15 protein-coding genes are annotated in these 13,692 nt (G+C 38.3%); 12 read left to right on the top strand and 3 right to left on the bottom strand.

Annotated elements, in window-relative coordinates; genetic code table 11:
- The first annotated feature begins 47 nt into the window (after positions 1 to 47).
- From cdaS to GJU32_RS07790, 5 genes are all read left to right on the top strand, one after another.
- Positions 48 to 668: a sporulation-specific diadenylate cyclase CdaS gene (cdaS, locus tag GJU32_RS07810; RefSeq protein ID WP_155591399.1), complete on the top strand. Its 621-nt coding sequence runs from the start codon at positions 48 to 50 to the stop codon at positions 666 to 668.
- A 98-nt stretch (positions 669 to 766) separates the two neighbouring features.
- Complete coding sequence (locus GJU32_RS07805; protein ID WP_155591398.1) at positions 767 to 1,210, top strand: MarR family winged helix-turn-helix transcriptional regulator; 444 nt, start codon at positions 767 to 769, stop codon at positions 1,208 to 1,210.
- Between the two features lie 59 nt (positions 1,211 to 1,269).
- The gene (locus GJU32_RS07800; RefSeq protein WP_155591397.1) at positions 1,270 to 2,211 is read left to right on the top strand and encodes a ring-cleaving dioxygenase; all 942 of its coding nucleotides are present in this window, start codon (positions 1,270 to 1,272) and stop codon (positions 2,209 to 2,211) included.
- Between the two features lie 14 nt (positions 2,212 to 2,225).
- Positions 2,226 to 3,281 (top strand): LLM class flavin-dependent oxidoreductase, encoded by a 1,056-nt coding sequence (locus GJU32_RS07795; RefSeq protein ID WP_155591396.1) that lies wholly within the window; start codon positions 2,226 to 2,228, stop codon positions 3,279 to 3,281.
- 13 nt (positions 3,282 to 3,294) lie between these two features.
- The gene (locus GJU32_RS07790) at positions 3,295 to 3,861 is read left to right on the top strand and encodes an NADPH-dependent FMN reductase (protein WP_155591395.1); all 567 of its coding nucleotides are present in this window, start codon (positions 3,295 to 3,297) and stop codon (positions 3,859 to 3,861) included.
- A gap of 57 nt (positions 3,862 to 3,918) precedes the next feature.
- Here GJU32_RS07790 and GJU32_RS07785 read toward each other — a convergent pair whose 3' ends face one another.
- Positions 3,919 to 4,944, bottom strand: a complete 1,026-nt coding sequence (locus GJU32_RS07785) for a DUF2332 domain-containing protein (RefSeq protein WP_155591394.1) — start codon at positions 4,942 to 4,944, stop codon at positions 3,919 to 3,921.
- A 124-nt stretch (positions 4,945 to 5,068) separates the two neighbouring features.
- Between GJU32_RS07785 and GJU32_RS07780 the strand changes: the two genes are divergently transcribed.
- Together GJU32_RS07780 and GJU32_RS07775 are read left to right on the top strand one after the other, a co-directional pair.
- Positions 5,069 to 5,950: a LysR family transcriptional regulator gene (locus tag GJU32_RS07780; RefSeq protein ID WP_196426636.1), complete on the top strand. Its 882-nt coding sequence runs from the start codon at positions 5,069 to 5,071 to the stop codon at positions 5,948 to 5,950.
- Between the two features lie 113 nt (positions 5,951 to 6,063).
- Positions 6,064 to 6,342, top strand: coding sequence for a YuzB family protein (locus tag GJU32_RS07775; protein WP_155591392.1), 279 nt, complete (start codon positions 6,064 to 6,066; stop codon positions 6,340 to 6,342).
- A gap of 97 nt (positions 6,343 to 6,439) precedes the next feature.
- Here GJU32_RS07775 and namA read toward each other — a convergent pair whose 3' ends face one another.
- Positions 6,440 to 7,450, bottom strand: a complete 1,011-nt coding sequence (gene namA, locus GJU32_RS07770; RefSeq protein WP_155591391.1) for an NADPH dehydrogenase NamA — start codon at positions 7,448 to 7,450, stop codon at positions 6,440 to 6,442.
- Positions 7,451 to 7,498: 48 nt separating this feature from the next.
- Positions 7,499 to 8,302, bottom strand: a complete 804-nt coding sequence (gene proC, locus GJU32_RS07765) for a pyrroline-5-carboxylate reductase (RefSeq protein WP_155591390.1) — start codon at positions 8,300 to 8,302, stop codon at positions 7,499 to 7,501.
- A 389-nt stretch (positions 8,303 to 8,691) separates the two neighbouring features.
- On the opposite strand from proC, the gene GJU32_RS07760 reads away from it, so the two are divergent.
- The 5 genes from GJU32_RS07760 to GJU32_RS07740 all read left to right on the top strand — a co-directional run bounded on the left by GJU32_RS07760 (position 8,692) and on the right by GJU32_RS07740 (position 13,657).
- Positions 8,692 to 9,639, top strand: a complete 948-nt coding sequence (locus GJU32_RS07760; protein ID WP_155591389.1) for an MBL fold metallo-hydrolase — start codon at positions 8,692 to 8,694, stop codon at positions 9,637 to 9,639.
- A gap of 8 nt (positions 9,640 to 9,647) precedes the next feature.
- Positions 9,648 to 10,403 (top strand): SDR family NAD(P)-dependent oxidoreductase, encoded by a 756-nt coding sequence (locus tag GJU32_RS07755; RefSeq protein ID WP_155591388.1) that lies wholly within the window; start codon positions 9,648 to 9,650, stop codon positions 10,401 to 10,403.
- Positions 10,404 to 10,512: 109 nt separating this feature from the next.
- Complete coding sequence (locus tag GJU32_RS07750; RefSeq protein ID WP_155591387.1) at positions 10,513 to 11,319, top strand: MerR family transcriptional regulator; 807 nt, start codon at positions 10,513 to 10,515, stop codon at positions 11,317 to 11,319.
- Between the two features lie 58 nt (positions 11,320 to 11,377).
- Positions 11,378 to 12,175, top strand: coding sequence for a CPBP family intramembrane glutamic endopeptidase (locus tag GJU32_RS07745; protein WP_155591386.1), 798 nt, complete (start codon positions 11,378 to 11,380; stop codon positions 12,173 to 12,175).
- 288 nt (positions 12,176 to 12,463) lie between these two features.
- The gene (locus GJU32_RS07740) at positions 12,464 to 13,657 is read left to right on the top strand and encodes an argininosuccinate synthase (protein WP_155591385.1); all 1,194 of its coding nucleotides are present in this window, start codon (positions 12,464 to 12,466) and stop codon (positions 13,655 to 13,657) included.
- The last annotated feature ends 35 nt before the right edge of the window (positions 13,658 to 13,692 follow it).

The following is a 13,692-nucleotide window of genomic DNA, read 5'->3' as shown; positions in this document are numbered from 1 at the left end:
TAATGGGAGAAGGGTCTTCACTGTTTTATGAAAGAGAGGTGCTTGTTGTGAATCCAATAAATTGTGATTTTTCACCGATGAAAGAAACATTAAAGGAAGAGCTTCTCCAAGTAATTATGTCATTACAGCACAGTGTACAAGAAATGGATACAGATACAAATTGCCTCCTTGGTAATTTTGAAAAAATTAAAGAAAAATTTTTGACAATTGAAATGAAGGCGGCCACGTTTTATTTAAATTGTTATCTTTCCCCGTTTACAGAAAAGTATCCGGAACTATCACATAGTGTTCAAAATATGTCTTCCAGAAGACATGGTGGTTTAATTGTTATTCAACGACAGGATGCGTTAGAGAATCTGATACGACCTGGCATCCATATTGGTGCAGACTTAACTCATTCTTTATTAGAATCTATTTTCTTTCCTGGTAATCCGCTACATGATGGAGCAGTACTCGTAAATCAAAATCAAATTGAATCGGCTGCAAATGTTTTGCCACTGTCAGAGCGTTATACAGGAGAGAAAAAATTAGGAACAAGGCATCGTGCTGCATTAGGATTAAGTGAGTTGAGTGATGCCCTTGTTATGGTTGTATCTGAAGAAACAGGTAGAATTTCTTTTGCTTTTCAAGGCAATTTATATCCCATTTCAACGCATGGCATCATATAGGGACCTTCCCTATGTAAAATATATCTCAAATTCGAGATATTTTCCTTGCGTAGTTGTCACTTGCGTGGTAAAGTGATGATAGAAGGGAGGATGAAGTGATGAGAAATCATACAATAGGCACCTTAACATGGATTCGCATGATGCGCTTTACAACACAAAGCAATCAGTTATCGAATGAATTTTTAAAACGTTTTGATTTAACAACAGCACAATTCGATGTGCTAATCCAAATTAAAACCTATGCACCTATTACGCAGTCACAGTTAGCAGAGAAAGTAACTGTCACGCAAGGTGGTATGTCTCGCATGCTTGTGCGACTTGAAAAAGAGGGACTAATCGAGCGTAAGCAAAATTGGAAGACGAAAACCATCTCATTGACGGTAAAAGGGGAGCAGATGATAGATGCAGCGACACCTAGTCAGCTTCACTTCCAGTCCTCATTTTTTGAAGAAGCATTAACTGAAGAAGAAATGAAAGCTTTATATATAGCGATGACAAAGATTGAAAAGCATAGCCGAGAAAAAAAATTGCCACCAGCGTGATTTTTTTTTAAACATTCACTTGCTTAGTCAAGTGAAAAAATTAAGGAGGAGAATACAAGATGAACAAATTGAGTGGACACCATCATATATCTATGCTAACGAAAAACGGCAAACAAAATAATCATTTTTATACAAAAATTTTAGGATTAAGACGTGTGAAAAAAACAGTGAATCAGGACTCACCATCGATGTATCACTTATTTTATGGTGATTTAACAGGAGCTGCTGGTACAGAATTAACATTTTTTGAAATGCCTGTTGCAGGACGCACAGTGCGAGGGACAAATGCCATTACACGCATTGGCTTACTCGTACCAAGCTATGAAAGCTTACTTTACTGGAAAGAACGTTTTCAACAGCTAGGGGTTGAACATAGTGACATAGCTACTTATGCAGGGAAAGAAGCCTTATTTTTCGAAGATCATGAAGGCTTACGCATGGTGCTGTTAAACCATCGAGGGCAGGAAACGCCTGCTCAATGGCAACCTTGGGATGGCAATGACATTCCTGAAAAACATCGTATTTTAGGTATGGGAACGGTTGAAATGACTGTGCGTTATTTACAACGAACAGTAAATTTACTACAAGATTTATTTGGCTATACAGTTGTTTCAGAAAATGATAAAGAAACCGTTTTGCAATCGATTGAAGGAGAAGTCCTTGGAGAGATTGTCGTCAAAGAATTGGAAGGACCAAGTGAGAAACCAGGGAAGGGCAGTATTCATCACCTTGCCTTACGTGTAGCAAATGCCGAGGAGCTACAGGAATGGGATACAAAAATTAAGGAGCAAGGTTTGGATAGTACAGGTGTCGTTGATCGTTATTATTTCCAAAGTCTTTATTTCAGGGATCGCAACGGCATTTTATTTGAAATGGCAACTGATGGCCCAGGGTTTATTGTGGATTCTACAGTAGAAGAACTTGGAAAAGAACTAGATCTGCCGCCATTTTTAGAAGAGAAACGAGCAGAAATTGAAGCGATTTTAGAACCACTCGATTAAGGAGAGAAAATAAGATGGAAAAATATCGTATTGATCAATCTCAAGGACTTGAATTTGGACTGTATTCTTTAGGGGATCATATTCCTAATCCGTTAACAGGCGAGCGTATTTCTGCTCAGCAACGACTAAAAGAGCTAGTTGAGGCTAGTCAATTAGCGGAACAAGCAGGCATCGATGTATTTGGTGTTGGTGAAAGTCATCAATCTTATTTTACAACACAGGCACATACGGTCGTGTTAGGCGCCATTGCGCAAGCAACATCGAAAATTAAATTATCTAGCTCAGCTACGGTATTAAGTGTCTCAGATCCTGTGCGTGTATATGAGGATTTTGCCACAATTGATTTATTATCAGATGGTCGTGCAGAAATTGTGGCAGGCCGTGGTTCGCGAGTAGGGGCATATCACTTGCTAGGTGTTGATTTACAGGACTATGAGGAAATTTTTGAGGAAAAATTAGAACTACTCATGAAAATAAATGACGAGGAGCTTGTGACGTGGGAAGGTCAATTCCGTCCGCCACTCCATCATGCTCAAATTTTACCGCAGCCGAAAAATGGTTCCTTACCAATTTGGAGAGCTGTCGGTGGACCACCTGCCAGTGCCATCAAAGCAGGGTATATGGGAATCCCGATGATGCTAACGACATTAGGAGGTCCTGCTGTAAACTTTAAGCCATCTGTAGATGCTTATCGAGAAGCAGCAGAGCGAAAAGGCTTTGATCCAAATGAATTACCTGTTGCCACAACGAGCTTATTTTATGTAGCAGACACTACGAAAGAGGCGTTGCAAGGTATGTATCCACATTTAAACGGTGGTTTCCAAGCGATTCGTGGTGGAGGCTATCCAAAACAACAATTTGCTCAGGCTACAGATACACGTGATGCCTTAATGGTCGGTAGTAAAGAACAAATTATTGAGAAATTACTCTATCAATATGAGCTATACGGCATGCAACGTTTTATGGCACAAATCGATTTCGGTGGGGTGCCATTCGATAAAATCATGAAAAACATTGAAATCATCGGCAACGATATACTTCCGGCGATGAAAAAATATACAGCAAAGTAAGGAGTGTTTAGCAGTGAAAATTGTCGCACTTGCCGGTTCCAATGTCGGCTCAAAAACAAGAACAGCCACGCACAAAATGGTGGAAATAGTACAAGAAAAATACCCAGAGCACGAAATAACACTACTGGATTTGGCTGAATACCAGCTTGTATTTAGTGATGGCCGCAATTACTTTGACTATGATGGTGATACAAAATATGTTACTGAAACCATTATGGCTGCAGATGCCATCGTTATTGGCACACCAACATTCCAAGCGTCTATTCCTGCTACATTAAAAAACATCTTTGATCTATTACCAGTTAACGCCTTTCGCGATAAAGTAGTCAGCGTCATTGTCACAGCAGGTACATCGAAGCATTATTTAATGGTGGAGCAGCAATTAAAGCCGATTCTCGCTTATATGAAAGCTCACATCGTTCCTACCTATGTATTTATAGAAGAAAAAGATTTTTTACGCAAAGAAATAGTTAATGATGATGTCCTTTTCCGTTTAGAACGGTTAGCAGAGGATACAGTAATGGTAACAGACGCATTTGCAGAAATTCGTGCGAAAAAAGATGCTGAATACGATTTTTAAAGACTAGTAGAAACGCTGTGTAGTAGTATGACACAGCGTTTCTTTTTGATGTTAATGCTAGCAGTTGGACCACTGAAACCATCGTGCATGCCCATCTGGTCTTTCCATTGTACGAATCGATTCAACGGTGCCGTGATTGATAAAATCTTGATGCAGCTGTAAGTCAAATAAATTGTTATAGCAATGATAGAGAGGGCGTTCCATGCTTATCTCTTTTAATTGCTCGATTAATGCATGACGTGATTCTAATGGCATTTGGTTGGCGACATGTGTATGATAAACAACTAACATTGCCTCCTGTTCTATTGTTTGACTGAGCTCTTTGACTAGTTGAATAGCATCACCTTTTATCAACTGAATATTTAACTTATGGAAGATAGGAAGAGCTTCATTAAACAACAATCGACGTTCATGGTGTTCTGGCCAAATTAAAGCTTGCAGCCATTGACTATCTTCCTCACGACGGAGATCAATTGGATTTAAATCGATACCTATTCTTTTACAAACGACGGGAGAGTTTGTAAGAGAAATAGGAAGTGTTTCACCACGATTTTCTGAGGACAACACGACAGCATTTTTAGTATTGGTAATGGACAATTGTTGATTGTAACAATAATTGTAATGATCCATGCCAAGCTGAAGACCTGCACTTGCGCCAATTTCTATTAAGGCTAATGGTTGTTGGTGTTTGTTGTAAATTTCTGTCATCATTGGGTAGAGATAGGCACAGCGTCGAATTTCGTTGGTTTGCACAAGTTTTTCTTGAAACACTATTTTCAACTCATCTACATGCGCCAATACAAATGCTTTAAAAAAAGGAAATGCCTTCTGTATTGGATGAGGAGTGGCAGTGAAAGATGCATAAAAATTTCTTAAAGGGTCTTTAGAAGAAGCTAACAAATAATGAACCGCTGCTAACAATAAATTTGGCGCAGGTTGATTTTGTGGGATAAAGGTGGCAATGTCTAACAAATCCCAATCATCGGCAATTTTATTGGCTAAATGTTCATATAGCGGACTCGAGCCTTCACATTCATGTTTGGCAAAAATACGAAATTGACGACTTAGTGTAGTGTGCGGCATATAGTTTTCTCTCCTTTGTAGTAACATAATCTAGTTAATTTTCAGTCTATTCTTATTGTATAATTTAGTAAATTAAATATATTTAATGAATTTAATTAAGAATTTTAATCGAAGAGGTGAGATTTTGGAATATAAGTGGATACAGTCTTTTATAGTAGCAGCCCAAACGTGTAATTTTAGAAGTGCAGCGGAACAATTACATTTATCACAACCGAGCATTACGGTTCATATTCAGCAATTAGAGGAATATCTACATGTACAATTATTTAAGCGCGAAAAAAACCGTGTACAATTAACGGACGCTGGGAAGTTATTTCAACTTGAGGCACAGCAAATGATCAATCAGTGGGAACAAAGTATTGAACGTATTCGATTAGCAAGTAAAGGCGTTCAAGAAAAGGTCATTATTGCCATAACTCCTTTAATGGTTGAAACGATTTTGCCTCATGTTTTGTATCAGTTTATCAACGACAACCCCACTCTTGAAATATCAATTTTAGTTGAGGATTCAGCTAAAATTGAAGATTTAGTAAATCAAGATAAAGCACATATCGGTATTTCCTTATTACCAACACGCTATCGACATTGGCATCAAGATTTGCTGATTGATAGTCCTCTAGAGTTAGTGATGCCACTAGATGCGTACGATGATGAAACAGGAACCTATATTGATTTTGAGGAACTATTTCAAACGTACACTTTATTTACGCACCATCATCCAACAATTTGGGGAGAGCTTCTACATAAATTAAGAGAAAAATACGTTTTGACGAAGCAAGTATCCATTTCTCAATCTTATGTGGTAAAAAGATTAATAAAAGATGGGCTAGGTATGTCTTTTCTACCTCGTATGATTGTCAGAAAAGAACGGATGGAGGGGCGGTTTAATATTGTTCCTTTTGAAGATTTCCCATTACCGAGTGTGCCTGTGTACCTTTTTTATAAAGAATCAGCCCAAGTTCCAGCTACATTAATAGAGTTATTGCAGACAAGAAATTATTTATAAGTCACATGATGTTCAAAAATAATAGGATTACTATTCAGTTGATATGTAAGGGTTTTCACTGAAAATAGCTCCTTGTGCTATGATAGATAGTAGAAAGTAAGGGGGCAATGCACATGGTATTTTCTCTTTTTAGAAAAAAGAAAGAGGCACAGCCATTAAAAAATAGAGTGGAATTTTGCATCACAAATTTGTCTTTAGGTGCGGCAGATGCGTATGATGTATTAATGGAACGTGATGATATTGACATAGAGGAATCTGGCTGTACTTCACATTGTGAAATTTGTGAGCAAAGTATTTTTGCAATTGTGAATGGGGAAATTGTCACAGCTGATGATGCTGAGGCGTTAGTACAGGCTATTGATGAAGAATTAAAACATAATCCACTAATCTAAAACAGCTTGATACATGAACTGCCCCGTAAAAGTTAGCTTGATGTTAACTTTTACGAGGCAGATCATACATGGCAAGCTGTTTTTGATTGAGATTAGTTTACCAACCACGAACATATTGTACGGGTGGTTGTATTTCTTCATCTAATTCTTTAGCCGCATGTAATGGCCAGTAAGGTTCACGTAGTAAGACACGAGCTAAGAATATTAAATCAGCACGATTATTTTGGAGGATTTCTTCGGCTTGAATAGCTGTTGTAATTAGGCCAACTGCACCGGTAGGGATGTCAGCTCCATGTTTAATTGCTTCCGCTTGTGGCACCTGATAGCCAGGAAAGACATTGATGGCTGCTGATACAACACCGCCTGTTGACACGTCTACTAAATCAACACCTTGTGATTTCATCCAGCGGCTAAAGACGATAAAGTCTTCCATTGTCGTGCCATCTTCAGCGTAATCTTCCGCAGAGACACGTACTAATAATGGACCATCCCAGACACTACGTACCGCATCGATGACTTGACGAAGAAAACGATAGCGATTTTCCTGTGAGCCACCGTATTGATCATCACGTTTATTCGTAGCCGGTGATAAAAATTCACTGATTAAATAGCCATGTGCGCCATGTATTTCTAGTACATCAAAGCCAGCTTTTGCAGCGCGAACTGCAGCTTGTTTAAATGCTTCTACTACATAGTGAATGTCATCTTCTGTCATTTCTGTTGGGGTTTTATAGTCTTGACTAAAGGCAATGGCAGATGGGGCAAAAATTTCGCCGTCAACTGTTGCTTTACGTCCAGCGTGAGCAAGCTGGATACCTGCTTTAGCACCATATGCTTTCATACCTTCCACTAGTCGATGCAAGCCATCAATGTGTGCGTCGTCCCAAATGCCTAAATCTTTGTTGGAGATACGACCTTCTGGTACAACACCTGTCGCTTCTAAAATAATTAAACCTACTTGACCAGCTGCTCGTGTCGCATAATGGACCAAATGAAAAGGTGTGACCATGCCATCATCCTGAGCAGAGTACATACACATAGGTGCCATGACAACACGATTTTTTAAGGAGATGGATTGCAATTGATATGGTTCGAATAATTTACTCAAAATAAAGCCCCCTAATTCCTAGTAATACACTCTATTTTGCACCTAATGTTATCCATTTGCAAGTGAACGAGATCGCGCCTCCGCTTCTTTAATACAAGCCTCGATCGCTTCATTAAATTGATATTGCTCTAGTGCTTGAATTCCAGCCTCTGTCGTACCACCTGGACTTGTTACTTTTTTACGTAAGACATCCGGTTCATCTACTGATTGCTTCAGCATTTCAGCAGTGCCCGCGAGTGTTTGCGTCATCAGTAGTCGCACCGTATCTTTCGATAGCCCTACCTTCGTACCTACACGTTCAAAGGCCTCCATTAAATAATAAATGTAAGCAGGGCCACTACCTGAAAGGGCTGTTACAGCATGTAACTGATCCTCATCCACCTCTATAACGGAGCCGACAGCCTCTAGCAACTGGAGGAAAATAATGCGCTGTGCAGGGGAAACTTCGTTATTGAATGCAATGCCACTTGCTGACATACCAATTGTGGCAGAAGTATTTGGCATCACACGTGCCACTGGGCGACTCCCTAAAAATTCTGTAATGGTGTCGATGGCGATACCCGCTAGAATTGACAGTATAGCAGATTGCGCTGTAATTTTTGGTTTTAGGTCACGCATCGCAGCAACGGCATCTTTTGGCTTCATCGCTAAAATGATAAGATCTGCCTGTTGATAAATGGCGTGATCAAAAATGCAATGAACGCCATATGTTTCATGTAAGAAATGTAAACGTTCTTTGTCTGAGCGATTGGTGACGTAAATTTCTTGTGGTGTAAATACTTTTTCCTTAATCCAGCCTTGCATCAATGCTTCTGCCATGGAACCTGCACCGATAAATAATATTTTTTTCATGAACAAAACCTCCAGTTCAAAATAAAAAAGCGCTCTCGTCCTTATCTCTAAGGACGAAAACGCTCTCGTTTCCGCGGTACCACCTTTGTTTGCCAAATGTTGGCACAACTCTAAACCCTCTTATCGCAAGGGAAACGGTTATGTTTGCATAACTGCTCAGAAGTAGGTTCGGTAATGGGAGCGGGTGATGTTACTCTCAGCAAATGTAACACTCTCTAACACCTTCACCAGTTACGTACTCGGCTTCGTCAACGCACAAAAATAATTAGATTATTCAAAATTATAGTGAGGAATTAGCAAGCTGTCAACAGGAGGATGACGAAAACAGAAAAAACTTGTAAAATAGAATGAATCAGTATTCACTAGTGCGTTAAAAGGGGGAGACAACTTTGTCTATAGTCAAAATAGAAATACCAACACCCTATGAAGTAGGAGATGTCAATGCATTTGTTGTAAAAGGAGATGCACTCAGCATTTTTGATGTTGGACCAAAAACAATGGAAGCCTATGATGCTTTGAAATGGGGGATTCGAGCAGCTGGCTTTGATATGCGAGATATTGAACAGGTTGTGTTAACCCATCATCATCCTGATCATGCTGGTTGGGTCGATGCCTTTCCACATGCAGAAATTTTAGGGCATGCTTATAATGATAAATGGCTTCGTCATGATGAAGATTTTTTACGCTATCACGAGCAATTTTACAGTGAACGTTTGTTTGAGCATGGTGTACCACAAGAATATATTCTAAGTAGCGTACATGTTCGTCGTGAATTAGAGCTTGTGGGTGAACGTCCATTGACACAAATTTTGGCTGATGGAGATGAAGTGCCTGGTCATCCAGGATTAAAGGCGATTGAAACATTAGGGCATGCACAAAGCCATTTTATTTTTTGGGATGAAAAAACGCATCATGTCATTGGTGGCGATTTATTACTGGAAAAGATCACACCCAACCCATTAATAGAGCCACCATTGGATCGTTCATTGATACGTACTAAAGCGATACTGCAATATAATCAATCACTTGAAATTTTACGCCAATTGCCTGTTAAAATGATGCATACAGGGCATGGGGCAGAGCTAGAGGATATTCCCTATCTAATTGATAAACGATTAGAGCGTCAGCATCAGCAATCATTGAAAGTTTATGAGTTACTTGGAGACGATCAATTAACCGTTGTACAAGTAACAAAACGTTTGTATCCAGCTATTTTCCAGCGTCAGCTTGGTTTAACTTTGTCCAAAACACTTGGTCATTTAGATTATTTAGAGGCCAATGATTATGTTACGTCAACGAAGACGGAAGAAGGTATCTATTTATTTCAAAGGAAGTAGGTTTATGCATGAATAACGATAAAAAGACGATCTTCGTGACAGGTGCAACAAGTGGTGTAGGCTTAAAAATAACAGAATTACTAGTAGCTCAAGGTCATACAGTTTATGCTACAGGTCGCAATGCTGTTGCCCTAAAGGTATTAGAACGTTTAGGAGCCCATGTCATCCAAGCTGATTTAACCAATTTACATACACTAGATGGTGTTTGTGCACAGCTCCCACCGATTGATGTTGCCATTCTTTCAGCCGGTGTAGGAAAGTTTGCTGTTGCCCCTGCTTTGAATGACGAGGATATTGCTCAAATGATTGAATTGAATGTTAGTGTGCCTATCTATCTTGCTAAACGATTAGCTTCTACCATGATGAAACGGAATCATGGCCATCTAATTTTTATTGGCTCACAGGCAGGGAAGGTCGCAACGCCAAAAGCAAGTGTGTATGCTGCCACTAAACATGCCATTGTTGGCTTTACAAATGGGCTACGCATGGAGCTAGCTCCGTATAATGTAAATGTGACTGCCATCCATCCTGGCCCGATTGATACACCATTTTTAGACAAGGCAAGTGATGCAAGTGGCTATCGGGAATCTATAGGTAGATTTTTATTATCAGCTGAAGAAGTTGCACAAGCGACAGTGAAAACGATTGAACGCCCAGTTCGTGAGGTTAATTTACCTAGAATCATGGGATTATCGAGCAAATTGTATGCATTGGCTCCTGCAACCATTGAATTTTTGGGCAAATCCCTTTTCAATAAAAAATAGTAAATAATCAAACTGTAAACATACTCAATGAGCGTGTCTACAGTTTTTTCCTATTTTCGTGAAATTGTTGATATAGTAGTGAAGATGAAGCCGTGAAAAGGAGAAAATAATGTATACAATTGGGCAAGTTGCTAAATTTTTAGGCGTTTCTAGAGATACTTTAAAATTTTATGAGGAAAAGGAATTAGTAAAGCCTCAGCAAAATAGCGAGAACGGATATAGAAAATATAATCATTTTGATATTTATGATATAACAACAGTCAACTTTTATAGAGAGATTGATTTTGAAATTAAAAAAATTCAGGAGTTAAGAAAAGGCAAGAGTATAGATGGCATCCAAGCATTATTAGAAGAGAAAGAACAAGAAGTATTAGAGGAGATCGCTTATAAAAAACGGTTATTAAAAAAACTCCAGATTGTGAAAGAAGATTGCCAAAAAATTAAACAATATTTAGGAACATACACTGTAAAAGAAATGAAACCGTTAGCAATAATGGGCGAAATAGACCATTATACAGCTTATGATGAATATGACACGCTAAAAGACAACACAGATAGTTTAAAAAAAGCAGCAATCCTTACATCATTAAGAAGAGTAATACGCTTTAATGATGATGGTATGGTAGAAGATAAATTTATGATTGTCAGGAAAATAGAAGAAGGTGATAACGCAGTAGAAGGCGAAATTTTATCGCACCCCAAATGTATGTATACAGTCGTTGAAGATGGGAGATGGTCGACGGGTGGCAATAATACTGACGAGAAAGTGGAAGCGAATATAAGAAAGATAGCCAAAGAAAAGGGCTATGAACTTGGAGGGCTTGTTTATATTAATTTATTGCTTGCCACCTATGAGGAAGGGCTTGAACGTATTTTTTTAGAAATGTATGTACCGATTGAAGAGAAACACTATTGACCTGTGAGCAACCCCCAGGTTTATGCTGAAGATAATCGCAACGAAACGGGGGATTTGCATGAGTAAAAACAAAAAGCTAAAAAGACCAGTAGCCAGTTTTATTTTGTTAACCAATGTTATTTTTTGGCCACTTTTTTGTCTTGTAGGAGCCGTCAAGCTGTTAGGTTTTCCTAACTGGGTTTTTGATGTAGTACGCTCTCTATCAGCTTGGTCATCAACCTTTGCCTTTATAATATTGTTCAAAAAAATCTATCCAGGACAGAGCTTTATACACTTTGTGAAACAAAAATTTAAGTATAAGCTTAAATTTTCTGTAATTGCTTCTGTGCTAATCATACAAGCCTCTATCTTTTTGATTATTTTACTTCTTGTCATGAATAATCATGAAACAGACGCTATTTTTACGCTCACATCATGGGGTATGATAAGCTATTATTTTTTTAGAAATCTATCGTCTGGACCACTAGGTGAAGAATTAGGATGGAGAGGCTTTGCGCTGCTAGAGCTTCAAAAGAAGTATTCACCATTACTAGCTGCCATCATCATAGGTTTTTGGTGGGGGTTGTGGCATTTACCCATTTGGTTTACGACAGGGTTTATGGGCATGGCTTTAATCAAATATAGTTTATTCTTTATGATATCGATCATTGCGACAACCATCATGATGGCAGTATTTTACAACATCAATCAGAATTTAATCATTCCCATAATCATTCATCAGTTCTTTAATTTCTTTATTGGTTCCATCAATGGAAACCTAGTTGATTTAATCATGTATAACGCCATTTTATATTCAGTAGTGGTAATACTACTCATCCTGATTAATCCAAAGCAAGTCTTATATGGGAAGCGATAACTAGAAAAGAATCCAGTTTGTATAATGGATTCTTTTTTATTGTCCGTTGCTAAATTTATATAGTATACATTTATGCATATAGTGAAAAAACGTTTTTTTGAGTGAATATTATCGGTTTCCACTATGACTTACTGTATGGTATTACTTCCTTGTGACAATAAAAATAAAAGTCTTTTAATTTATAAAAATACACTTGTATTTATTTTTATAACATGATACTATTCGTGTATAAACTTTTAAATATATGTATAAACATACATATCTATAGAGCAATGGAGGCGCATTTTAATGGCAAATAAAAAAGTTGTATTAGCTTATTCAGGCGGACTTGATACTTCGGTAGCAATTCCATGGTTAAAAGAACAAGGTTGGGACGTTATTGCAGTATGTCTTGACGTTGGTGAAGGGAAAGATCTTGAATTCGTAAAAAATAAAGCTCTACAAGTTGGAGCAATTGAATCATATATGGTTGATGCAAAAGATGAATTTGCAGAAGGATATGCACTTATCTCATTACAAGCGCATACATGGTACGAGCAGAAATATCCATTAGTATCTGCTCTTTCTCGACCACTAATCTCAAAAAAATTAGTAGAGATTGCTAATCAAGTAGGTGCGGACGCTGTTGCTCATGGTTGCACAGGAAAAGGAAATGACCAAGTTCGTTTTGAAGTTTCTATTAAAGCATTAAATCCTGATCTAGAAGTATTAGCACCAGTTCGTGAATGGGGCTGGAGCCGTGATGAGGAAATCGAATATGCGATGAAACACAATGTACCGATTCCAGCAACATTAGATTCTCCATTTTCAATTGACCAAAACTTATGGGGACGTGCCAACGAAGCAGGAATTATGGAAGATCCATGGGTTTCTCCACCAGAAGAAGCTTACGGCTTAACAGTTTCTGTTGAAAATGCACCAGATGAAGCAGAATATGTGGAAATCGAATTTGTTGCTGGTAAACCAGTTACATTAAACGGAAAAGAAATGAAACTTGCTGATTTAATTCAAGAATTAAATGCTGTAGCGGGTGCACATGGCGTAGGGCGTATCGACCACGTGGAAAATCGTCTAGTCGGAATTAAATCTCGTGAGGTTTATGAAATTCCAGGTGCTAAAGTGCTGTTAACAGCTCATAAAGAACTTGAAGATTTAACGCTTGTAAAAGAATTAGCTCACTTCAAGCCAGTGATTGAGAAAAAATTATCGGAATTAATTTACGATGGTTTATGGTTCTCACCTTTACGTGATGCACTTGAAGCATTCCTTGCTGAATCACAACAGTATGTGAATGGGACAGTACGTGTGAAACTATTCAAAGGGCATGCGATTGTAGAAGGACGTAAATCACCGAATTCATTATACAATGAAAAATTAGCAACTTATTCGAAGGAAGATCAATTCAATCACGCTTCCGCTGTAGGCTTTATTGAATTATGGGGTCTACCAACTGTAGTGAATTCATCTGTCAATAAAAAATAATGTTAACAAGCAAGGTGTGGTGGAGCATTTGTGCT

The organism is Lysinibacillus cavernae, from assembly GCF_009724685.1.
In the GTDB taxonomy this organism is placed as follows: Bacteria; Bacillota; Bacilli; order Bacillales_A; family Planococcaceae; genus Lysinibacillus; species Lysinibacillus cavernae.
The sequence above is the reverse complement of the archived record's forward strand: the minus strand, read 5'-3'. Positions and strand labels throughout refer to the sequence as shown.